This window comes from Marinifilum fragile, from assembly GCF_963677365.1.
Taxonomy (GTDB): Bacteria; Bacteroidota; Bacteroidia; order Bacteroidales; family Marinifilaceae; genus Marinifilum; species Marinifilum fragile.
In genome coordinates this window covers 4,210,708-4,235,225 of record NZ_OY781962.1, presented here as the reverse complement: position 1 = coordinate 4,235,225, position 24,518 = coordinate 4,210,708, and the positions used below count along the sequence as shown (strand labels likewise).

Here is a 24,518-nt window from a genome sequence, read left to right as displayed (position 1 = left end):
TCTACATGAAATATAGCTTCAAAATCATACTCCGATTAATTCTAAAAAAACCTGTTTTAAGCATTATTAACTTCACAGGTTTTACCATAGGAATTTTAGCTTCATTGCTAATTTATTTATGGGTTTACGATCAAAGCACTTTTGAGAAATTTCATTCTGATTACAACAGAATTTATCGGGTTTTAACACTATCGAAACAAGGCGAGGATATTATTAAATCGGCCGCTTCATACCAACCAATTGCAGAGACCATTAAAAAGGATTATCCACAAATTGAGGCTGCCACATATTTATATGGATCATCAGAAGATTCCCCATTGCAGTTCGAGAATGGAAAAAAGATTGAAGCGAGAAAATTCTACACCAATACAGATTTCTTTAAAATCTTTAATGGCTTTAAATTTCTGGAAGGGAATGCCGAAAATGCATTCAAACATAAATCAAACATTGTACTTTCCGAAGAGGTTGCACGCAAACTTTTTGGCAACTCTTCGGCTTTGGGCAAAAAAATAGTAAGTGACAAATACAGTGAAAACATTTACACGGTTAGTGCAGTTTTAAAAATTCCAAGAAATACGCATATCGATTTTGGATACTTATTGTCTGAAGACAATCTAAGTATGTATCATACAACAAATTCATGGAAAGATTCCTATTGGATTAGAACCTATATCAAACTTTCAGCCAATGCTGAAATCGACAATTTGTTTTTGAATCGAATCAGCAATCATGTTAGCAGATACTCCAATAAAACAGACAAGCTATTGTTTCAGCCTATATCCGAAATTCATCTTCATTCTGATTACAGAACAAATATGCTTGATAATAATATCAGCAATTATAAATATGTCGTGATTTTTTCGGGCCTGGCTTTGCTAATCCTTATCATGGTGATTTTAAACTTTACCATTCTTTCTACGGTAAGTTATTCTGAACAAGCCAAAGAAATTGGGATTCAAAAAGTAAATGGTGCAAAACGACACAGCTTGCTGTTACAGTTCATGATGAATTCTTTCCTGCAGACCTTTGTGGCTGCATTTTTCGCCATTGGCTTGGCATTTGTAATGCTGCCAAAATTCAACCAACTAACAGGACAGCAATTGCAAATCAATCTGTCGATACAGCTGCTTACTTACTTGTGCATGCTAATTGTATTTACAGCCATAGCTGCAGGTTTGTATCCTTCCATTTACCTTTCGAAATTGAATCCTGTTCAGATTTTAAAAGCTAAAAACTACAACGGTGGAAATATTGGCTTGATGAACTTGCTTATTGTAATCCAATTTGCAATTGCTATTTTTTCCATTTCTGTTTCAGGAGTGTTTATGAAGCAATTTCACTTCATTACTACCAAAGATTTGGGAATCAACCATAGCAACATGCTGGTTGTTCCTACAGGCTTATGGTACGATAGCAATTCCTTCAAAAATGAACTCTTGCAAAATCCTAACATACTCTCAGCATCCGCAAGTACTTATGCTCCAATGTATGGAGGTTTTCGCTCCAGTTTTGTTATCGACAACAAAGGAGTAAAAGATAGTATTCAGGCAGTTATTCTTCATGTTGACGATGAATTTGCAAAAAATTACGAACTGAAACTCACAAAAGGTGAGTTCTTAAATATGAACTATTCTGCTTATTGGGAGGAGATAAAGAAAAAATCAGATGATCACACTTTTTCATTTCCTGTAGTCATAAATGAAAGTGCCGAAAAACTATTGGGCTTTGACAATCCAATTGGTCAACGAATTGGAAACAACGAAATTGTTGGTGTAGTTAAGGATTTTCATTTCAAATCATTGCACCACAAAATTGAACCTTTGGTGCTAATGAATTCTCCTGAAAACATCATGACAATGAACATCAGGGTTTCCAATCACAAGCGTAAAGAAAGTATTGCCTTTATTCGCGACACTTACAAAAAGCATCGTGAAGGAAGAGAATTTTCTTTTCAATTTTTCGATGATTTATTGGAAGCTGAATACCGCAATGAGAACCATTTGAAAAACACCACCAAAGCATTCACTATTCTTAGCATTATCATTAGCATACTTGGTATGCTTGGTATTGTTGGCTTTGTAGTGCGACAAAAAACCAAGGAAATTGGAATCAGAAAAGCCAATGGGGCCAAAACCTACGAAATCATTCAGATGCTTAATTTCAAATTCCTAAAGTGGGTAATCATTGCTTTTATTTTGGCATGTCCGATTGCCTGGTATGTGATGAACATCTGGCTTCAGAATTTCGCCTACAAAACAGAATTAAACTGGTGGATTTTTGCATTATCAGGAATCATTGCCATTGGCATTGCAATACTAACCGTTACGTGGCAATCTTGGAGAGCAGCGAAGAGAAATCCCGTGGAAAGTTTGAGATATGAGTAACGGAAACTCACTATTAATCATTTAAAAAATCCCTCAAATATGAAAAGTAACATACATTATGCATTTCGAAATATTCTAAAGAACAAATTAAATTCTATTATTTCGATAGTAGGTTTTACTGTTGCATCTACCTGTCTTCTCCTAATATACTTGTATTTAACGCAAGAATTTCATTACAATAATTTTCATGTAGAGGGAAATAAAATTTTCAAACTTAACTATACGCTTACCTTTGAAAATGGAATTAAAGAAGATGATGCACTACTCGATTACCAATTATCAAAAATTATAAAAGAGAAAATTCCTCAAGTAGATAAGTGCACCGCATTTAGAGGGTCACACGGACCTACTATCATATTTCAAAATCACAATTTAGAAGAAAATATTTACCTTACCGAACCAGATTTTTTTAAGATTTTTACATTCAAATTACTTCTGGGAAATCGTGATCGATTGTTCCAAAATCCGAATGAGATTGTGATCACCCAAAGCCTGGCAAATAAATTTCAAGCTATTCATTCGTGCCGTATTGATTCATTAATTGGATTACAGGTTCAATTTCCAAAAATTGAAAATCAGTCGTTTGTTATTTCAGGAATCATGGAGGATCCTCCAAAAAATTCGAGTATTCAGTTTAGTGGTTTGATACCTTATAAATATGCCAACGATAAACTTCCATGGTCAAATACTTTCTTCGGGAAATCATCAGTATTTTATAAAATAGACAGAACCGAAAATGCCAAAATAGCTGAAGAATTGGTAAGCAAAACAGTGGTAGATTTTTATCAAGAAGCGATCAAACTATATCAATCAAAAAAATACCTTGCTGAAACCAGTGATTGCTTTGTTCCTTTTTCATTACCTCTAAAAAAAATATACTTAAACGATAAGAAGAATGATTACGAAAAAACCAACAATAAAAATAGTTTGTACATTTTATCTGTTGTAGGCTTCTTTATACTATTTGTTGCCTGTAGTAATTTCATAATGCTCACTTTGGGGCAAACCTTAAGAAATGTGAGCAAAATTAGCATTAGAATGACTTTGGGAGCTAAGCCAAAGCATATATTTGCTCAATTCTTTTTCGAGAATATTATACTTACTCTTATCGCATTTGTACTGGGTTTACTTTTAACTTATGAGTTATTGCCTGTAATGAAAATATTAACTAAAAACGAGGTCTATCTTGAACTTATTAACATACCTGGTTTCCTTTTGTTTTTAGTAACAACAATTCTTCTAATTACTTTAATCACTAGTCTAATTCAAGTAGTTAAACTACAGAAAAAATATAAACAACAAATAATCTCCAAAGGGGATACTCAAAACAAAAAAATTGGCCCATTTCAATCTTTTGTCATGCTGCAATACACTTTATCCATTATTCTTATTGCATTAAGCATTGGAATAATAAAACAAACACAGTTCATGAAAAACAAAAAATTGGGATTTTCTTCTAATAATGTAATTAACCTTAGAGTATATCATTTGAGTGAAAAAGAAAAGCGAACCTTAAGTGATTACATATCTGCTTATCCTGGAATAACTTCTCATTCTTTTTCAGATCGAAATTATGTGAGTGGCAGATCAATGGGATATGTTCAAAATTCTAATGATGAAAATGTTGAAGCTCGATTGTTATATGTGGATCACAATTATATCTCAACATTAAATCTTAAAATTATACAAGGGGAAAACTTTAAACCTGAACTTCCGAATTTTGAATCGGTGATAGTTAATCAAAAACTAGCGTCTTTCATCAATCCGGAAGGTGAAATCGTAAATGAAACCATCTCTATAGATGGACAACAACGTAGAATTATAGGAGTCATTAACGATTTTCATTTCGATTCCACCAAAGAGACAATTAAACCTCTTGCGTTAATTTTAAGAGCCGATTTTGGCAAGAGAAGTAAATTTGCTTTCCTAAAATACAAAACAGATAAGAAGGCTGAGACCATTCAGTTTATAAAAAACACTTGGGATAAAGTTGCTCCTAACAAGGAACTGGATTACAAATTCTGGAATGAACAGTTAAACGCAAGATATCAAAACGAAGAAAGATGGAGTTTAATTATAACCTACTCGGCCATTATAGCCATTATCATATCATCTTTAGGACTATTTGGCTTAACCATTTTAATCATTAACAAGCGAATTAAAGAAATAGGGATACGCAAAGTTAACGGAGCTAAGACAAAAGAAATCTTAAGTATGTTGAATGGTGAGTTTATAAAATGGGTTGCATTTGCTTTTGTTATTGCCTGCCCCATTACCTATTATATCTTGAACAAATGGCTGAATAACTTTGCTTACAAAACAAATATTAGCTGGTGGATCTTTGTTTTAGCAGGAATCATTACGGTGGGAATTGCCTTACTAACAGTATCATGGCAATCGTGGAGAGCAGCAAAGAGAAATCCGGTGGAATCGCTTCGCTATGAATAGTGAAGCTCAATTATTAATTAATAATGTGTAATGGATAATAAAATTTAATTGCATCAATCCATTGATCTATGAAGGATAATATCATTCTTGAAAAATCATATGCATTTGCAATTAGAATTGTCAAATTGTATCAGTTTTTATCGCAAGAGAAAAAAGAATTTGTTTTATCAAAGCAAATTCTACGCAGTGGAACATCCATTGGAGCAAATGTAGAAGAAGCTGTTGGAGGTATTTCGAAAAAGGAGTTTCGAGCAAAAATGTCAATTGCCTATAAAGAATCTCGCGAAACAGATTACTGGTTGAGACTTTTAAAGGATACCGAAATCATTGAAGAAAAATTATTCAACTCACTGTATCAAGAAAACAAAGAGCTTTTAAAGATTCTTTACAAAATCATTGAAAGCTCTGAAAATTGAAGCAATTATTACTCATTATTAATTTCACATTACCTTGTTCTTTTGTACCAGGTAATCTCTTCGCCTTGATACATGAATTTATCTACCAATTTCAATCCTAGCTTATCAAGTACTTTTTGTGATTTTTTGTTGCTTACCAAAGTCATGCTGCAGATTTCTTTGATATCCAGCTTTTCGAAAGCATATTCAATGGCTGCCCTGCTTGCTTCGGAGATATAGCCTTTGCCCCAATATTTACGCAGCAAACGAAATCGCAAATCGTAATAATTGCTGTATCCGTTCAACTCTTCTTTTTCGAGTTTAAAACCTGTCCAACCCATAAAGTCGTGCGTTTTCTTATCGATAATTGCCCAGCGACCAATACCATTTTCTTTGTATTGGCAAATGATATTTTCAATCATCTTTCTACTTTGGTTGATGTCTCTAATAGGTTTTCTTCCCAAGAACTTATAAACCTCAGGATCGGAATCCATTTCAAACATTTTTTCATCATCTTCAGGAAGTATTTCGCGTAGGTAAAGTCGGTCGGTTTCAAGTATAATATTCATTTTTTTATTTTAAAATTTGATTGAATATTTAATCTCGTACAATTCTGCGAGTTGTGCAAGTTTTTCTCTATAATGATTCTAATTTAGAAACACCGACAGGTTTACCACCAAGAACTCCAAGGTTTTTCACAAAGGACTCAAAGTGATATTCCTAAAGAATATCTTATTATAATACAACACAAGGGAAACTGAACACAAAGATGCAGTGTATGATCTGCGAATTCACAAAGCTACCGGAAAATAAGCATCCTATAAAATAAGCGTTTAAAAATAAAAAAGCGACAGCTCTTACGAACCATCGCTTCAATATTATTAATTAATAATTACTCATTATTAATTGCTTAAACGTGTTTCAAAATATCCTCCAAATTCTCGAATCTGGTTTTGTAATCGTTCATCGATCTACTAATTACCTCATGTGCTTCTTCAACACCATAAGTATGTGTAATCTCAGCCTGACGATCCAATCCTGGCATATCCTTATAGGTTAAGAAGTAATGTTTCAAACGGTCAACAATTACATCAGGCATGCACTTGATATCAGTAAACTGGCCGTAAGTGGCATCGTTAATCAAAACTGCGATAATTTTATCATCCGCCTCGTTGCCATCAATCATTCTAAATCCACCAATCGGACGAACCTCTGCGATTATATCACCGTGAGAAATCGACTTTTCAGTAAGAATACAAATATCCAATGGATCAGCATCACCTTTTATATTTGGTTTGCCCGACTGTTCGCTACAATATTCTCCAACAGAATCACCACAATAGGTTTGTGGTAAAAATCCGTATAAGGCAGGAATTACATTTGAGTACTTCTGCGGACGATCAATTTTAAGATATCCGCTTACCTTATCTACCTCGTATTTAACTGTATCTGTTGGAACCATCTCGATAAATGCCATTACCGATTCTGGTGCATTATCTCCGATATCCAATCCATGCCATGGATGTGACTTGTATCGCAAGCCCATTAATCTTGCAATCGGATCATTTAATTTGTTTCCCATAGTAAGTGTTTCTTTGTAAGTTTCGTTTTGGCACAACGAACTTTATTCATTTGGTATAAACAAATGTAGTAAAACCATGTAAAAATCTACCCAGAAGTCTTTTTCTTTTCTGTTAAATCATGAAATTTGAGTGTTTTCCGTCAAAAGTTGGTTGCCATTTGTGTCAAAGTACTTCAGAATCTTTTAAATTTTCTGCAACCAAGTATTTAGAAATGTCCTCGCTTAGCATCGTGAGCTTGCTAAGCGAATTTTCTAATGCGAAACATTGAGAGCCTCACAACAAGTGAGACCCTCATTATTCATTACTAATTGATCATTGTTAATTGCCAATTGTCATCATCCTCCCCAACCATCTCGGTCCAAACTTCGGTACTGAATGGCTTCGGCCAAATGGTCGCTTTCTATATTTTCCGAGCCCGCCAAATCGGCTATGGTTCTCGAAACTTTCAGGATTCTGTCGTAGGCACGGGCGGATAGTCCTACTTTTTCCATGGCGGTTTTTAGCAGTTGGTTTCCTGCCTCATCGGGCTGGCAATATTTGCGCAACAGTTTGGAACTCATTTGAGCATTGCAGTGCATACCTTCCTCTTCTTTAAATCGTTCTTCCTGAATTTGTCGGGCTTGCTCTACCCTTGCTCTTATTACTTCACTTTTTTCTGACAATTGAGTATCCGATATCTTGTCGAAAGTAACCGGAACCACTTCGATATGAATGTCTATTCTGTCCAAAAGCGGACCACTAATTTTACTCAGGTATTTTTGTACCATTCCAGGTGCACACAAACAATCTTTCTCCGGATGATTGTAATATCCACAAGGACATGGATTCATGGAAGATATCAACATGGTACTTGCTGGATAATCTACCGTGAACTTGGCCCGGGATATGGTAATGGTTCTGTCTTCCAAAGGTTGTCGCATTACCTCCAAAACGGTTCGCTTAAATTCGGGCAACTCATCTAAAAACAACACGCCATTGTGCGATAAACTTATTTCTCCGGGTTGCGGATAAGTTCCACCTCCGACAAGCGCAACATCCGAGATTGTGTGGTGCGGAGCCCGAAACGGACGCTGTGTCATTAAGGAGCTGTCCTTCTCTAAAGTTCCTGCTACGGAATGTATCTTGGTTGTTTCCAAAGCTTCCTGCAAACTAAGCGGTGGCAGAATGCCTGGAATTCGTTTTGCCAGCATGGTTTTTCCTGCGCCCGGTGGGCCAATCATGATGATGTTGTGACCTCCGGCTGCAGCAATCTCCAAAGCTCTTTTCACATTCTCCTGCCCTTTTACATCTGCAAAATCGTGAGGAAACTTATTTAGGTGGGCGTAAAACTCTGCTCTTGTATCTACCTGGGTAGGTTGAATTTCTAGATCTCCTTTTAAGAATCCAATCACTTCGCTGATGTTATCAGCTCCATAAATTTTCAACTTGTTCACAACGGCTGCTTCCCGAGCATTTGCTTTGGGGAGAATCAAGCCTTCGAATCCTTCCTCTCTTGCCTGAATGGCCATGGGAAGCACACCTTTTATGGGCACCAAGCTACCATCGAGCGACAGTTCACCCATAATCACAAACTTTTCCAACTTGTCGCAAGCAATCTGCTCGGTTGCCGTTAAAATTCCAATGGCAAGGGGTAAATCGTAAGCCGATCCTTCTTTTCGAATATCGGCAGGAGCCATATTGATGATGATTTTTTTCCCTGGAATTTTGTAACCAACTTCGCGCAAAGCAGAATCAATTCGCTGCTGACTTTCCTTCACTGCATTATCGGGCAATCCTACAAGGGAAAAGCGTACGCCAGGAAAAACATTTACTTCAATGGTAATTGTGGTGGCATGAATACCGTATACGGCACTTCCATAAGTCTTAACAAGCATAGTTTGATAATATTATATAAAAAGAATGACTTTATGAATATAACAATAATCTACAACTCATCAAAACATAATTCAAATTACAATACTACAAATAGGCTTGAAAATGAATATTTTCACAATTGAGAAGTCAAATAGGTGTCTCCGCTACTAAGTTATCCAACTAAAATTACTCGTTCGACGATGAACTGTATAAATAAAAAAGCTGCAACAGAAATCTGCTACAGCTTTAAATATTTTTTGATTTTACTCTTACTTCATTTTGGCTTCAATGTACTGAATCATGCAATGGATTACTTTGATGTGAATTTCCTGCACTCTATCAGAGTATGCTTTCCAGGGAACTCTAATTTCTACATCACACATTTCTGCCATTTGGCCTCCTGTTTTTCCTGTTAATCCAACTACAGTCATCCCTTTTTCTTTGGCAGATTTAATCGCATTAATCACGTTAGCGGAATTTCCTGATGTGCTAATTCCAAGAAAAACATCCCCTTTTTGTCCCATACCTTCAACATATCTGGAAAAAATGTAATCGAAACCATAATCGTTACCAACACAGGTAATATGGCTAGGATCGGAGATTGCAACAGCCGCCATTCCCGGACGATCATTTCGAAATCGACCAGTTAATTCTTCAGCAAAATGCATGGCATCGCACATTGATCCACCATTTCCACAAGAAATTACTTTTCCTCCATTTTTAATTGATTCAGCCATGGCTTCACCTGCTTTTTCAATGGCTTTAAAGTTCTCTTCGTTTGCCAAAAACTCATTTAAAACGGCTTGAGCGTCAAGAAAACTTTGCTTTATATCGTTTATGATCATGTTTTTAAATTTTTACCAAAAATACGAAACGCAACGAATAATTAAGAATAATGGATTATAAATTAATCTCGGTTCGATCAATTCTAAATGGACTTTTCAAGTTTTATTTCTAAGTTTACTATTAAATCCAATAGTTCAATACATGATAACAATAAAACAGAAACTTTACGAAATAATTTTTGAGGCCGATACCAAAGCAGGAAAGTTTTTTGATCTTGCATTACTCATCATTATTCTGCTAAGTATTCTGCTTGTAATGCTGGAGAGCGTTCCTTCCATAGAAAACAAGTATCATGATTTTTTAAAAATTACAGAATGGGTTATTACGGCTATTTTTAGTTTGGAGTACATTCTCAGAGTCTGGATTGTAAGACATCCGCGAAAATATATTTTTAGCTTTTATGGAGTTATTGATCTATTAGCGGTACTACCAAGTTACTTGGCCCTCTTCTTTGCCGGCACACAAGGTTTAATGGTAATTAGAGCTCTTCGACTACTTCGGATTTTCAGAATTTTAAAGCTAAATCGATATTTGAAAGAAAGTGCTGTTATCATTCGTGCTTTAAGAGAAAGTCGCTATAAAATATCAGTGTTCCTATTTGGTGTATTAACACTAGTCATTATCATTGGTACTGTAATGTATTTGGTAGAGGGAGCCGAACATGGTTTTACCAGTATTCCCCGAGGCATCTACTGGGCAGTGGTAACATTAACCACAGTTGGCTATGGTGATATCTCGCCAAGTACTTCCCTGGGACAGTTATTGGCCAGTATGGTAATGATTATTGGTTACGCAATTATTGCTGTTCCTACAGGAATCGTAACTGCAGAATTAACCAAGCACAATACACAGAAAACCTCGACCCAGGTTTGCCCTGAATGTTTGTCGGAAGGGCATAACCATGATGCAAAATATTGCAGTGAATGTGGCTCAAAACTGAATTAGTTTAGAGACGCCTTTTTGCATTTTTTAACGTATGTATCCATGTGAATTATCGAAGCAAATTCAGATTTTATAGGTATATTTGTAGGTCTCATTTAACGACAAGAATAAGGATGCTTATTTTGTTGGGAGAAGAATAACAATCACCTATACCACTTATTAGCAACAAGGTATAAAACAACTTATTATGGGATTTACTAGCGGTTTCTTTAAAAGACCTCAACATAAGAGATTTAATTTACAGCCTCGTTATTGGGATCCTGCCAAGGAGGAAAGAGAAGAGCGTGAAAGAAGAATTAAGTCGGAACTTGGAATTAAGGATGAAAATGGACAGTATATTCCCAATATAAAAGGGAGAATGAAAAGTGAGTTGCGCCATAAATATTCCGATGCAAGAGGTACCAGACAAAAATCAAATTTTCGATTAATCATCATCTTTGTGATTCTTGCAGTTGCAGCCTATGTATATGTTTTTGGTTGGGATGAATTGATTGAAAAGATTATTGGTGCTATGAAGAGTTTAAAATCTAATCGCTAACATCAAATTTCAAACTTATATATGTCAGATTTGATACAGATACTACCTGACAGCGTTGCCAACCAAATTGCAGCGGGTGAGGTAGTACAAAGACCGGCTTCGGTGGTAAAAGAACTTGTTGAGAATGCGATAGATGCCGGTGCTGGTTCCATAAAAATAAATCTAAAAGACGCAGGTAAAACTCTGATTCAGGTTATTGATAATGGGTGCGGTATGTCGGTTACGGATGCTCGATTGGCATTTGAACGACATGCAACCTCGAAAATACGCAAAGCTGATGATTTGTTTGGTATTCGTACCATGGGATTTCGTGGAGAAGCTCTGGCTTCCATTGCGGCTATTGCCAATGTTGAATTAAAAACAAAACGAACCGAAGACGAACTAGGTACTCATATTGTAATTGATGGTTCTGAATTGGTTTCGCAAGAAGCATCAGCTTGTAGCGATGGCAGTAACTTTATCGTAAAAAACCTGTTTTTTAATGTTCCTGCTCGTCGTAAATTCCTGAAAGCAAATTCTACCGAGCTTCGAAATATTATTACAGAATTTCACAGGATCGTTTTATCTCATCCTGATATTGCATTTACATTAATTCACAACGAAAGTGAGATCTACAATCTTCCTGCATCGCATATTCGTCAACGAATTATTAATGTTTTTGGGAAAAGTATGAATTCCCGATTAATAAGCATCAATACCGATACAAGTATTGTGAACCTTACCGGATTTATCGGTAAACCTAAAAATGCTAAGAAAAATACTGGAGAACAGTTCTTTTTCGTGAACAATCGTTTCATGCGACACCCTTATTTTTACAAGGCTGTTATACAGGCATACGACAAAATTTTGCCTCCGGAAACCATTCCTCCGTATTTTATCTTTTTCGAGGTTGATCCTAAAATTATCGACATCAATATTCATCCTACCAAAACGGAAATTAAGTTTGAGGATGAAAGAGCGATATATCAAATCATTCAAGCTTCAATTCGTGAAGCATTGGGAAAATTCAATATTGTTCCTTCTATCGATTTTGATGAAGATACAAGTCTAGAAATTCCTGTTGCTGATGAAAGCACCGAGGTAGAAGCTCCAATGATTAAGGTTAATCCTGAGTTTAACCCATTTGAAGCAGAATCGAACTACAACCCTTTTGATTCCGAAAAGAGTTACAATCCTTTCGAACAATCGGCAAGTTCAATCGAGTCAAATCCATTTTTCCAGGAATTCAAAGCCAAAAGTCCCGAACCTTCTGCGAGCAGAGCTCCTAAAAAGCAAGTTCCAGGCGATTGGGAAAAATTGTACGAAAATCAAACTCCTAAAAAAGAAGTTGTTGAAAAGCAGCCGGTAATCGACAGGGAACATATTCCTGATTATTTCCAGGCTCCAGAAAAACCAATGCCTCAACAACCTAAGCTTCAGGCTGTAGATCAACCTCAAAAGTCTAAGAACTTTTTCCAGCTGAAAAACAAATATATTCTAACACCTATCAGATCTGGTTTAATGATTATCGATCAGAGAAAGGCACATGAGAGAATTTTGTTTGAGAAATTCATGAGTTCTTTGGAAAATCAGCAGGGAATTGCACAACAAACTTTGTTTCCACAAACCATTGAGTTAAACGCCTCTGATTATACTCTTTTACAAGTGATTTTAGAAGATGTAAAAGCTTTGGGTTTTGACATTAGAGAATTTGGGAAGAAAACTTTCGTGATCAATGGAACTCCTGCTGATATTCAGAATTGTGACCCAAAAGAATTATTGGAAAATCTGTTGGCAAACTATAAAACCAATCAGCTCGATGTAAAACTAAAAGTGCGAGAGAATTTGGCAAAATCATTAGCAAAAGCTTCAGCAGTAAACTATGGAAAATCGCTTACCAACGAAGAGATGAGTTCGATTATTGATCAGCTTTTTGCTTGCAATCTTCCCAACTATACACCTGATGGAAAGCCTGTAATTTCGGTTTTGGAAACTCAAGAATTGGAAAATCGCTTTAAATAATAGAATAAATTCTACAAACAAAGCTTTTAGCCTGACAAACTGTCTTGCAATTATGGGCCGAAGCCTGTAATTTTAAAATGGTCTGACTATTGTTAGACTTCAAATGAATTTTAAAAGCATATCGAATGACACAATACAGACCTCCACTGTTGAATTTACCTCCGGTGGTTAAAAATCTTTTGATAATAAATGTTATCATGCTTCTGGGAACTATGGTTATTGGAAGCAAATTTGGTTTTGATATTGATCGCCTATTGGCATTGCATTTCTTCAAGTCAGAATTCTTCAGACCTCACCAATTCATTACTCACATGTTTATGCATGGTGGAATTGGTCACTTATTTTTTAACATGTTCGCTCTTTTCATGTTCGGCCGTGTTTTAGAAAGTGTGTGGGGACCAAAAAGATTTTTATTGTATTACATGGTTACTGGAATTGGTGCGGCATTAATCCATACTTTGGTAAATTGGTTCGATTACATGTCGATGAAAAATGCCTTGGATGCTTTTATTAATACGCCAACTCCGGATTTGCTTTCTCAATTTGTTCGCGAACATGTTGGTCCAGTTAAACCTTGGGTTTATGACTTCATCAATCAATGGGCAGAATATCCAAACGATGCAAATACTACAAATCAAGCAATTGCTCTTGCAAATAGAATGTTGGAAGGCAGTATAAATACTCCTACAGTTGGAGCTTCAGGTGCGGTTTTTGGAATTCTTTTGGCCTTTGGAATGCTCTTTCCAAACACTGAATTGATGTTACTTTTTCCCCCAATTCCTATTAAAGCTAAGTATTTTGTAATTGGTTACGGAGTTTTAGAATTGTTCCTCGGCGTTCAAAATCAAGTAGGCGACAATGTCGCTCATTTTGCCCATTTGGGAGGTATGATATTCGGCTTTATTCTAATAAAGTATTGGCAAAAGAATTCGAACCGTTTTTATTAAATTACATACAATAAAAATTTAGTAAGGAAGTTTATATCGATAATAATGCTTGATTATGAACATGAACTTTAACAATCCATATCAGAGCTATTCCAATCAAAACATTTGGGAAGGAATTAAAAGTTCCTTCAAACAAGGAAGTAATCTTACCAAGTTGATTTACATCAATCTGGGCTTATTTCTTGTTATAAAACTTTTACAGATTGTTAGTATGCTAACGGGCTCTAATATTGATGATATTGTCGTTCGTCAATTGATGGTTCCTGCTTATCCTGAAACATTAATCAGACAACCATGGTCGGTATTCACCTATATGTTTTTGCATACCGAATTCATGCACATCCTAATGAATATGCTATGGTTTTTCTGGTTTGGTAAAATTTTCTTAACCTATCTCGATCAGAAAAAGCTTTTAAGCGTTTATTTAATTGGTGGATTGACAGGAGCAGCCATTTATCTTTTCTCCTATAATATTTTCCCTGCACTACATGATGCTAAGTTTATTGCCTATGCTTTAGGTGCATCAGCATCGGTTATGGCTGTTGTTTTTGCCGTTGTTGTTTATGCGCCAAATCATATTGTTCACTTGATATTTATTGGACCTGTAAAAATAAAATTCATCGCAATGTTCTTTATTGTCATGGATTTGCTTTACCTATCGGAAAGTGTGAATATAGGCGGTCATATTGCCCATTTGGGTGGAGCTTTTTATGGTTGGCTTTTTATTTCACAATTGCGAAAAGGCAAAGATATTTCAAGTGGTTTTAACTCCATAATGGACTCATTTTTTGGTTTATTCAAGCGCAAAAAGAAAATGAAGGTGAGTTATAAAAACACTCGCAACATGACTGATGAAGAATACAATAAGTCAAAGAAAGTAAATCAGGAAGAATTGAATCAAATCTTGGACAAGATTGCCAAATCGGGATACGACAGCTTGAGTAAAGAGGAGAAAGAAATTCTATTTAAATCAAGCAATCAAAAGTAAAGTCTACATTGAAAAATTTCCTCCATAAAGTTCTGGTTGCCTTTAGTCTGATTTTTTCAGGCTCATTACTCATTTCTTACATTGCACCTCATATTAGTCCTGAGGAATTTTGGTTACCAGCCTTTTGGGGCTTAGCATATCCTTATTTGCTTTTGGCAAATGTGATTTTTTCGGTGTACTGGATGTTAAGAAGACGATGGAGTTTCTTAATTCCATTAATCGTAATATTAATAGGATATGGTCACCTACAAGATTTTGTTCAAATCAACAGACCAAATAAGAACAAAAGTGAGGCTCCATCCATTAAACTTATGACCTATAATGTAAGAGCTTTCGATAAATATGAGTGGAGTAAAGACAAGAAAACACCAAACAAAATGGTGGAACTTTTAAAGCAAAATAAAGCAGATGTCTATTGCTTTCAGGAATTTCACAATACACGAAATGGATTGCTAAGCCTTTATAATCTGAAAAAAGCCACAGCTTGTAAATATTTGTTTTTGAGCAAAAAGACCAATGGAGTTGCCATATTTTCCAAGTATCCAATTGTACAAAAAGGAGAAATTAAATTCGAAAAAGACAATTGGTGCAATGCCATTTATGCTGATATCAAAAAGAATGGAAAAATAGTAAGAGTATACAATCTTCATCTGGAATCGAACCGATTGGGAGGAAGAAACTATGCTTTCATCAACAAGAAAGAATTTAAGGCTGACGAAGAGGAATTAAACGAAATTAAAGACATTTCATTCCGATTGCGACATGCATTTATTCGCAGAGCCAAACAAGCCGAAATCATCAGAGGACATGTAGTTAAATCTCCTCATCCAACAATTGTTTGTGGTGATTTTAATGATACGGCCCAATCTTATACCTACCACAAGATCAAAGATGGATTAATCGATTGTTTTAGGGAAAAAGGATTAGGAATTGGAACAACCTATTCTGGAGATTTTCCTTCCTTTAGAATTGATTTTGTCCTGCATGATAACAAAACAGTATGTCACAACTACAAGAGGATCAAAAAAAAGTATTCTGATCACTTTCCAATACTTACAGAGCTTAATATTGTAGAAAAATAAATTAGTTCTTTAGAACCAACTCGCGTGTAGAAACGTGAATATTATAATCTTTGGTTTGATATTTAGCAACAATATTCAGAGTTGTATCCAAATTTGATTGCGAATCCAACATGAATTCATAACGAGCCACTCCTCCTTCTGCGTAAATAGGTTTGGCAGCAGGTGGAATGTATTGGTTCTTCATTAATTCCGTAATGTAGAATACCACATTTTTCGAATAATTACTTAAAAATAACTTTAGTATTATACGATCTGATTTCTCCAGCATTTGAACTTCTATTTCAGGATATCTCTCACGCAAGCTACCATCACGCTTATACTCCTTTAATCCAATTCCTGGCTGACCTCTCATATAAGGTGTTTCTGCCCAAATTTTACCATTGGCATAATACTTTTTCTGGATCCCATCTTTTTCATCGTTGATGTATGGTGTTAAGCTGTAGATGTTTCCATTTTTGTGATATTTTTTTGCAACACCACTCTTTTCATCATCAACATACATAATTTCATCGCTTAACACGCCCGAAGAATAGTAATACCTGGTAACTCCATTACGCACTCCATTTTGGTAGGTAATCTCAGCCGACAATTTATTTTGCTCATCGTACTTCTTCACCACACCATTTTCTACAAAATCCTGATCTTTAACTGAACTACGATCAGTTTTTTGCTTACAGGCAAACAAAACAAAAGCAAAAAGGAATACAAATTTATATTTCATCAGGAGACTCTTAATTAGTGCTATCCAAAAAGGATATGAGTTATTCCCAATAAAAATATATTAAACATTGAAAACTTAAAAATTATTCCGTAAGAAATAAGCTACATAAACTTTTTTCTCTTCAAAAGATACGATTGCAGTACATTACCAAACTTCTTTCGAATATCAGCCTCAATTAAATCAATAGAAAACTGACTACACAGTAGTTCCAATTCGGTAAAAAACCTTTGCTGTTCCTTTTGATACATTTCTTTAATATCAGTTGGGTTTAGTTTTAAACTTTCACCGGTTTCCAAATCAACAAACTGACTAGGATGATTCTCAAAGTTGAAATTCAATTCCAATTCATGATCACGCACTGCGAATAGGATCACTTCGTGCTTGTTGAATCGCAAATGTTGCAAGGACTCCATAATTTCTTTTGGTGATTCTACTCCTGTAAAATCAGAAAAAACAATCACCAGCGATCGCTTGTGTAAACCTTCAGCCAAACGATGCAAAGTGTCGGCAATTTTGGTTTCTCTATCCTTGCCTATTTCTTCGGCATTATAAACCTTGTGCAAGTGAGAATACAATAATTGAGCATGGGTAAGAGATAGTTTAGATGGAGTTAAAAGATCAATCTTATCCGAAAATGTACAAAGACCTACAGCATCGCGTTGCTTGCGTAACAAGTGAATTAAGGCTGCAGCACACAAAACAGAATATCCCAATTTAGTTTGATGCTTGGTTTTGTAAGGAAACAGCATTGATGATGATGTATCGATAACAATATAGGCCCTAAGATTGGTTTCTTCTTCGAACTGTTTAACAAACATTTTGTCACTACGGGCATACAACTTCCAATCAATATGCTTGGTCGATTCTCCTTTGTTGTACAAACGATGCTCAGCAAATTCAACCGAAAAACCATGGTATGGGCTACGATGCAAACCAATAAGAAATCCCTCCACAATTTGATGTGCAAGTAATTCCAAATTATCGAATTGTTCGAACTGTATCAGGTCGGATAATTGCTTTACCATTTTAATTTTTCAAATAAAAAAAGGGCATAGATCAACCTCTATGCCCTACATATTTTTATACTCCTATTACAATAGAGCATCAATTTTTTCTGCCAAGCTTGATTTTGGAACTGCTCCAACTTGCTTATCAACAACTTCTCCTCCTTTAAAGAAAAGAACAGTAGGAATATTACGGATTCCAAATTTAGCTGAAGTTGCAGGGCTGCTGTCAACATCCAATTTGGTTACTACGATTTTTCCATCGTAATCAGTTGCCAATTCGTCTACAATTGGACCAACCATTCTACATGGACCACACCATTCTGCCCAAAAGTCCACCAATACTGGCTTATCTGATTTCAAAACAACTTCTTCAAAATTAGAATCGTTTACTTCAATTGTCATGGTAATCTATTTTTTAGCGTTTATGTATTTTATTTAAAACTAGTGCAATTTAGTTAATTTTGAATTTAATTTCCGAATTATTTTCAAAATATTCTATTAATTCATTGGTTAACTCAACTCTGTAACTCCTCGAAAACATCTTTAATGCTTTCTTTCCTTTATCAAAAATCTCAAAGTTAAGTTTCATACCTCCCTTGTTCTCATCAATACAGTTCACAATCTCAGTAACCAACTCATCGGTCAATGCCGATATAGGAATTTCCAATGTAAACTCTTTTGCCTTCTTTTCAAGAACTTCGGAAAGCATCATTATATTTTTCACTTTAAATTCTAACTCTGTAGAATCTTTTGGCCAAGATCGTGTTTGAACCCTTCCACTAATATAAATGGAAAGACCTTCAACAAAATAATTACCAAACTCAATAAAATCTTTACCAAAGAATGCCAACTCATAAGAATCTGAAAAATCTTCTATTCCAACAATGGCAAAAGGGTTTCCATTTTTGGTTGTTCCCCTTCTAATTGCCGTAATCATTCCCGCAATATTAACATCCTTGTTGGCAAAGCTTTCGAATTCAGATGACAACTCCGATAAGCTAGCATTACAGAAGTTATTAATGGTTGTCTTGAAATCATCCAAAGGATGCGCAGACAAATAAATCCCAATTAATTCTTTCTCTTTATTTAAGCGTTCCAATTTTCCCCACTCTGCACATTCCGGTGCTTTGGGAGGAGTAACTACATAATCCTCTACTCCGCCAAACAGAGTTTGCTGATTATTTATCTTTTCGGCCTGAAGTTTATTACCATACTTCACCAAATGTTCCATAAAGGTAACATCAGTTTCATCTATTTGGAAATATTGACTTCGTTTTAATCCAAAACTGTCAAATCCTCCCGACATGGCAAGATTTTCAAGTGTTCGTTTATTTACTGATCTTAAATTTACACGCTCTACAAAATCGAAAATATCCTTGAACGGCCCATTCTTACGTTCTTCAATAATATCATGTACAGCCTGCTCTCCAACTCCCTTAATACCAGCCATACCAAAACGAATCTCACCATTCTTATTTACGGTAAATGTTGAATAAGATTCATTCACATCTGGTCCAAGAACCGGCAATCCCATACGCTTACACTCATCCATAAAAATGGTCACTTTCGTGATATCGGATAAGTTACGACTCAGAACAGCTGCCATAAATTCAGCCGGATAATGAGCTTTTAGGAAACCTGTTTGATAAGCAATATAAGCATAACAAACCGAGTGAGATTTGTTAAACGCATACTTGGCAAATGCTTCCCAGTCCGACCAGATTTTTTCAATTAGCTTGTCGGCTTTGGTATTATCGCCACCAACACCTTCCATGAATTTTGGATTATCATGACATCCATTGATGAATTCAACTTTCAGTTTATCCATCATGGCAATGATCTTTTTCCCCATCGCTTTACGCAAGGAATCGGACATGCCACGAGTAAATTGCCCCAATGCTCTCGACTGGAGCATCACCTGCTCCTGGTAGACTGTAATCCCATAGGTATCTTTCAGGTAATCCTCCATGATTGGATGATCATATTCAATCTCCTCTTCTCCATTTTTTCTTCGGATAAAAGAAGGGATGTATTCCATTGGTCCCGGACGATACAAGGCATTCATGGCAACCAAATCTTCAAAACGGTTTGGCTTAAGCGCTCGCAAATGCTTCTTCATTCCAGGGGATTCAAACTGGAATATGGCAGTTGTTTCTCCGCGGCTGAATAACTGAAAGGTCTTTTCGTTTTCGAGATCAACATTGTTGATATCAACATCAATTCCTTTGGAAAGTTTTACATTGGAAAGAACCTCCTTAATAATGGATAGGGTTTTCAAACCCAAAAAGTCCATTTTAAGCAAACCGATATCCTCCACAAAACGTCCATCGTATTGGGTGGTTAACAGTTCCTCGCCTTTGGTTGGCATTACCGGCAAATGCTCGTCAAGCGGATTTTTTCCAATTAAAACCCCACAGGCATGCACACCAGTCTGTCTTACCGAACCTTCCAATGCCTCTGCAAACTTAATGGTTCTTGCAATCAATGGATTTGGCGAATCTTTTTCTTCCAAAAGCGCAGGCTCTTCCTCATAAGCCTTCTTAAAACTCATTTTTGGTGCTTCAGGAACTAATTTGGCAAGGCGATTGGCTTCAGCCAAATCCAAACGAAGAACACGCGCCACATCCTTAATGGAACTCTTGGTAGCCATTGTCCCAAAAGTACAAATGTGCGCTACTTTATCATGTCCGTATTTATCGGTAACATAGTCTAATACTTGCTGACGTCCATCGTCATCAAAGTCGATATCTACATCGGGCATGGAGATACGATCAGGATTCAGAAAACGCTCAAACAGCAAGTCATATTTAATTGGATCCACATCGGTAATGGAGATACAATACGCAACAGCAGAACCTGCAGCCGAACCACGACCTGGACCTACAATTACGCCATTGTCTTTTGCCCAGTTGATGAAATCCTGTGTAATCAAGAAATATCCAGGGAAACCCATGGTTTTAATGGTGTTCAGCTCAAACTCCAATCGCTCAACAATACCCTCTTCCAACTCTTCTCCATAGCGTTTTTTAGCTCCTTCGAATGCAAGATATTGCAAATAATCAGCTTCAAGTTTTATCTGTAGCACTTTATCGTAGCCTCCTAATTTCTCGAATCGCTCTTCTTCAAACTCCTCGATTAAAGCAGCCTCATCGTATTTTTCCTTATATTCCTCAAAAGTCCCAAACTCCTCGGGAATATTAAAAGGAGGCATAATTGGATTTGCATTCAATTCATAAGCTTCTACTTTTTCTGCTATTTCCAAGGTATTGGCAAGTGCATCCGGCACATCGGCAAAAAGCTCATTCATCTCTTCGGTGGTTTTAAACCACTCTTGTTTGGTATAACGCATACGTGTTGGATCATCGTAATCACGTCCTGTACTCAAACAAACCAAAACATCATGAGCTGCTGCATCTTCTGCATTCACAAAATGAGAATCATTGGTTGCAATGACTTTAACGCCCAATTCTGCTGCTAACTCACGAATTACTTTATTTACTCTTACCTGATTTTCCCAGACATCTCCTTTCAATCGAGGATCGTCATTTGGATGGCGTTGGATTTCCAGGTAATAATCTTCTCCAAATACATCTTTGTACCAAAGTATTGCTTCTTTTGCCTTAACGATACTCCCTGCCATGATATGCTGGGAAACTTCTCCTCCAAGACAAGCACTACTTACAATCAAGCCCTCGCTATACTCCTCAAGCAAATCTTTATCGATACGCGGTTTGTAGTACATTCCATCGGTATGTGCAATAGAGGTTAACTTTAGTAGACTTTGGTAACCTTTATAGTTTTTGGCCAGCAAAATAAGATGATTTCCAGATGCATCGATTTTATTTTCCTTCATCAAATGCCCACGTTTTGCAACATAAGCCTCCACTCCAATGATTGGTTTTACTCCAGCTTTGCTACATGCTACATGAAATTCCTTAATTCCAAACATGCTACCATGATCGGTTAAAGCAACAGCAGGCATTCCATCTTCTTTTGCTTTGGCTGCAATTGCTGCTGTTTTTGCGGCTCCATCGAGTATGGAATATTGCGAGTGAACATGCAAATGAACGAAAGGTTGTTGCGTTGTAATATTTTTTGCTGCTTCTCTTCTCTTGCGATCTTCCTTCTCAATTGATATTTCATCGAAAGCAGTATTTACCTTGAAAGATTCATACTCGATTCCAACCAATTCAATGGTATTCGGATTATTGATTTTAAAGGCCTGAATCTGCCCAGGAGACATTCTATGAATTTCCTGACTTAATCCATCAACTCTTAACAGTTCAAGAAAACAACGGGAAGTTGCCTCAACGTCGGCTGCCGCATTGTGTGCTTCAGCAAATGGAACTCCAAATAATTTGGTATGCAGTTCGGTAAGCGTAGGATTTTTAAGTTGTCCTCGTCTCTTTAAATCACAAAACTCCTTACTACCGGTCATGGTATCAATCATTGGAGCTTTTACAAGATCCTGCTCTTCCATTTCGCAGCGAAGCAGCTCGCAACCCACAATGTTGATATCAAAAGAAACATTGTGCCCAATGATAAATGTAGAATTTCTAACATCCTTCATAAAATCAAGAAGGGCATCTTGAAGAGGAATTCCTTTTTCGTGAGCGAGTTCTGTAGAGATACCATGTACTGCAACCACATCATCAGGAATAGTATATCCATCAGGAGTAATTACATGATTTTTGGCAAAAAGGAAATTCCCTTCCATATCATGACATTGCCAGGCAAGCTGAACCATTCTTGGCCAGTTGTCAAAATCATCTAAGGGTGCTTTCCATTTTTTTGGTAAGCCTGTGGTTTCGGTATCAAATATTAAAAACATCTCAGTATCAGGAATTTTATTTTTTTAAGCTCACAGATGGAGCCGAAATGCGAAGATAAGGAATAATAAAGTGATTCAATAAAGTAAAATTAGTAAATGTAAGTCAACAATCTAGACTAAATAAATGATCGTTCTACCAGCATGATTTTCAGCCATTAAATTATTTAAAGAGAAGTTATTTCTATTCAGAAAATAAGTTGTATCTTTGTCGCGCTTATAAATCGTGGTATGTATACCACAACTATAATGTAGGCAAATTATTAATCTTATTTTAAAAGAGTTATGCCAGTAAAAATTAGACTAGCAAGACACGGTCGTAAAAGACGTGCATTCTACCACATCGTGGTAGCAGATAGCAGAGCACCACGTGATGGTAAGTACATTGAGCGTATTGGATCATACAATCCAAACACCAATCCTGCTACAATTGACCTAAATTTTGACAAAGCCTTAACTTGGCTTGGTAATGGTGCTCAGCCTACCGACACTGCAAGAGCAATTTTATCTTACGAAGGTGTAATGATGAAAAAACACTTGTTAGAAGGTGTTAAGAAAGGTGCTTTTGATGAAGCAACTGCTGAAGAAAAATTCCAAGCTTGGAAGCAAGAAAAAGACGCTAAAATCAACGCTAAGAAAGATGGTCTTTCTAAAGCTGCTGAGGAAGCTAAAGCTGCACGTTTGGAAGCAGAAGCTAAAATTAGCGCTGACAGAGCAGAAGCTATCGCTAAGAAAGCTGCTGAAGCTGAAGCTGCTGCTAAAGCTGAAGAAGCTGGTGACGATGCTGAAGCTGCAAATGAAGAAGGAGCTGAAGAAACTGAAGCTTAATTTGAATTGCATGCTTAGAAAAGAAGATTGTTATTTAGCTGGAACCTTTACTAAAACTCATGGAGTTAAAGGTGAATTGGTTGCCAAAACAAACGGTGATCTTCTTGAAAGAAATAAATTGGAGTCAATCCTCGTCGATATCGATGGGGGATTGGTTCCTTTTTTTATTCCAAATAATGGAATTAGCTCGAGAAATCATTCGAGCGTAAGAATTTTATTGGAGGATATGTCAACCGAAGAAAAAGCCAAAAGGTTTATTGCTTGCGATATCTATGTTCCAATGAAAGATGTACCAGACTATATTGTCGAACAAGACGAATTGGATCCTAATGTTTTAATTGGTTTCACCTATGAGGATGAAGAAAGAGGTGAACTTGGTGAGATTGTAGACATTCAGGATTTTGCAGGCAATATTGTAATGGTAGTAGAGATTAATGACGAGGAAGTGATGATTCCTTTTGCCGACGAAAACTTTATCGACCTTGATGAAGAAAACAAAACCATTTGCATGGAAACGCCTGATGGTTTGCTTGACCTTTACCTTGATTAATACAGATTAAAATATTTCGAGTGCCTTAGTACTGATAACTGTTGACTGATCATTGTCCACTGTTATCCTACTATTTCGTTTTCGTACTCGCGAATTCTGATTTTTAAAGTTTCCGGTACAGAAATACTTTCTCCCAATTTTTGGCTGTACCCAACCATAACCTGTGAAGTTTTGGTTTTGATTTCGCCAGTTACAGAATCAACAATATTCTGATAAAGACCAACACTTTTATTGCCAAGTTTGTGAATTCTGGTATGCACTTCAATTTTATCGTGCAAAGTAATTGATGATAAGTAATCAATTTCGAGATGTGCAACAATAAGAGCTGAATCATTCCAATCGATCACCTGCCCATAAATTTGCTGAAAATAATCCATTCTGGCCAAATCTAAATAACTCAACTGTACTCCATTATTAACATGTCCCATTAAATCGATATCCCCAAAACGAATTTGTATTTTCTTGATGTGCTTGAATTCCATTGTAAAAATTTTTTGGCGAATTTAAGAAATATTGAATTAATATCTATGAAATGAGTAAAGAGGCAGCAATGCAACGTCTCTACAAAAATTATGC

General features: G+C 36.2%; 20 protein-coding genes. 11 read left to right on the top strand and 9 right to left on the bottom strand.

The features are described 5' to 3' along the window. The first annotated feature begins 5 nt into the window (after positions 1 to 5). From ACKPCA_RS17020 to ACKPCA_RS17010, 3 genes are all read left to right on the top strand, one after another. Positions 6 to 2,384: an ABC transporter permease gene (locus ACKPCA_RS17020; protein WP_321280145.1), complete on the top strand. Its 2,379-nt coding sequence runs from the start codon at positions 6 to 8 to the stop codon at positions 2,382 to 2,384. Between the two features lie 39 nt (positions 2,385 to 2,423). Beyond that, positions 2,424 to 4,832, top strand: a complete 2,409-nt coding sequence (locus ACKPCA_RS17015; protein ID WP_321280144.1) for an ABC transporter permease — start codon at positions 2,424 to 2,426, stop codon at positions 4,830 to 4,832. Positions 4,833 to 4,900: 68 nt separating this feature from the next. Then, positions 4,901 to 5,248 carry a four helix bundle protein gene (locus tag ACKPCA_RS17010; RefSeq protein WP_321280143.1) on the top strand — a complete coding sequence of 116 codons (348 nt, stop codon included), beginning with the start codon at positions 4,901 to 4,903 and terminating at the stop codon, positions 5,246 to 5,248. A 29-nt stretch (positions 5,249 to 5,277) separates the two neighbouring features. Here ACKPCA_RS17010 and ACKPCA_RS17005 read toward each other — a convergent pair whose 3' ends face one another. The 4 genes from ACKPCA_RS17005 to lpcA all read right to left on the bottom strand — a co-directional run bounded on the left by ACKPCA_RS17005 (position 5,278) and on the right by lpcA (position 9,509). Further along, the gene (locus tag ACKPCA_RS17005; RefSeq protein WP_321280142.1) at positions 5,278 to 5,796 is read right to left on the bottom strand and encodes a GNAT family N-acetyltransferase; all 519 of its coding nucleotides are present in this window, start codon (positions 5,794 to 5,796) and stop codon (positions 5,278 to 5,280) included. Between the two features lie 341 nt (positions 5,797 to 6,137). Further along, entirely contained in the window at positions 6,138 to 6,809 is a 672-nt protein-coding gene (locus tag ACKPCA_RS17000) for an inorganic pyrophosphatase (RefSeq protein WP_054716614.1), read from the bottom strand. Between the two features lie 336 nt (positions 6,810 to 7,145). Continuing rightward, on the bottom strand, positions 7,146 to 8,684 hold the full coding sequence (locus tag ACKPCA_RS16995) for a YifB family Mg chelatase-like AAA ATPase (protein ID WP_321280141.1): 1,539 nt from the start codon (positions 8,682 to 8,684) through the stop codon (positions 7,146 to 7,148). A gap of 249 nt (positions 8,685 to 8,933) precedes the next feature. After that, a complete protein-coding gene (gene lpcA / locus ACKPCA_RS16990; protein WP_321280140.1) occupies positions 8,934 to 9,509 on the bottom strand; it encodes a D-sedoheptulose 7-phosphate isomerase in 576 nt (191 codons plus the stop codon). Positions 9,510 to 9,651: 142 nt separating this feature from the next. On the opposite strand from lpcA, the gene ACKPCA_RS16985 reads away from it, so the two are divergent. From ACKPCA_RS16985 to ACKPCA_RS16960, 6 genes are all read left to right on the top strand, one after another. Then, the gene (locus ACKPCA_RS16985) at positions 9,652 to 10,455 is read left to right on the top strand and encodes an ion transporter (RefSeq protein WP_321280139.1); all 804 of its coding nucleotides are present in this window, start codon (positions 9,652 to 9,654) and stop codon (positions 10,453 to 10,455) included. Between the two features lie 184 nt (positions 10,456 to 10,639). After that, entirely contained in the window at positions 10,640 to 10,990 is a 351-nt protein-coding gene (locus tag ACKPCA_RS16980; RefSeq protein WP_054716604.1) for a hypothetical protein, read from the top strand. Positions 10,991 to 11,011: 21 nt separating this feature from the next. Further along, entirely contained in the window at positions 11,012 to 12,991 is a 1,980-nt protein-coding gene (gene mutL, locus ACKPCA_RS16975; protein WP_321280138.1) for a DNA mismatch repair endonuclease MutL, read from the top strand. A 125-nt stretch (positions 12,992 to 13,116) separates the two neighbouring features. Continuing rightward, entirely contained in the window at positions 13,117 to 13,938 is an 822-nt protein-coding gene (locus ACKPCA_RS16970; protein ID WP_321280137.1) for a rhomboid family intramembrane serine protease, read from the top strand. Between the two features lie 55 nt (positions 13,939 to 13,993). Continuing rightward, complete coding sequence (locus tag ACKPCA_RS16965) at positions 13,994 to 14,926, top strand: rhomboid family intramembrane serine protease (RefSeq protein WP_321280136.1); 933 nt, start codon at positions 13,994 to 13,996, stop codon at positions 14,924 to 14,926. Between the two features lie 8 nt (positions 14,927 to 14,934). Beyond that, positions 14,935 to 16,008: an endonuclease/exonuclease/phosphatase family protein gene (locus ACKPCA_RS16960; protein WP_321280135.1), complete on the top strand. Its 1,074-nt coding sequence runs from the start codon at positions 14,935 to 14,937 to the stop codon at positions 16,006 to 16,008. A gap of 1 nt (position 16,009) precedes the next feature. Here the strand turns inward: ACKPCA_RS16960 and ACKPCA_RS16955 are convergent, their stop codons facing one another. The 4 genes from ACKPCA_RS16955 to dnaE all read right to left on the bottom strand — a co-directional run bounded on the left by ACKPCA_RS16955 (position 16,010) and on the right by dnaE (position 22,567). Next, the gene (locus tag ACKPCA_RS16955; protein WP_321280134.1) at positions 16,010 to 16,729 is read right to left on the bottom strand and encodes a toxin-antitoxin system YwqK family antitoxin; all 720 of its coding nucleotides are present in this window, start codon (positions 16,727 to 16,729) and stop codon (positions 16,010 to 16,012) included. Between the two features lie 101 nt (positions 16,730 to 16,830). After that, positions 16,831 to 17,754, bottom strand: a complete 924-nt coding sequence (locus ACKPCA_RS16950; RefSeq protein WP_321280133.1) for a DUF58 domain-containing protein — start codon at positions 17,752 to 17,754, stop codon at positions 16,831 to 16,833. A 66-nt stretch (positions 17,755 to 17,820) separates the two neighbouring features. Continuing rightward, the gene (gene trxA, locus ACKPCA_RS16945) at positions 17,821 to 18,138 is read right to left on the bottom strand and encodes a thioredoxin (protein WP_054716587.1); all 318 of its coding nucleotides are present in this window, start codon (positions 18,136 to 18,138) and stop codon (positions 17,821 to 17,823) included. Positions 18,139 to 18,187: 49 nt separating this feature from the next. Continuing rightward, entirely contained in the window at positions 18,188 to 22,567 is a 4,380-nt protein-coding gene (gene dnaE, locus ACKPCA_RS16940) for a DNA polymerase III subunit alpha (RefSeq protein WP_321280132.1), read from the bottom strand. A gap of 282 nt (positions 22,568 to 22,849) precedes the next feature. Between dnaE and ACKPCA_RS16935 the strand changes: the two genes are divergently transcribed. Continuing rightward, positions 22,850 to 23,392 carry a 30S ribosomal protein S16 gene (locus ACKPCA_RS16935; protein ID WP_054716584.1) on the top strand — a complete coding sequence of 181 codons (543 nt, stop codon included), beginning with the start codon at positions 22,850 to 22,852 and terminating at the stop codon, positions 23,390 to 23,392. 10 nt (positions 23,393 to 23,402) lie between these two features. After that, positions 23,403 to 23,942, top strand: coding sequence for a ribosome maturation factor RimM (gene rimM, locus ACKPCA_RS16930; protein ID WP_321280131.1), 540 nt, complete (start codon positions 23,403 to 23,405; stop codon positions 23,940 to 23,942). 62 nt (positions 23,943 to 24,004) lie between these two features. Here the strand turns inward: rimM and ACKPCA_RS16925 are convergent, their stop codons facing one another. Further along, entirely contained in the window at positions 24,005 to 24,424 is a 420-nt protein-coding gene (locus ACKPCA_RS16925; RefSeq protein WP_321280130.1) for an acyl-CoA thioesterase, read from the bottom strand. Positions 24,425 to 24,518 lie beyond the last annotated feature (94 nt).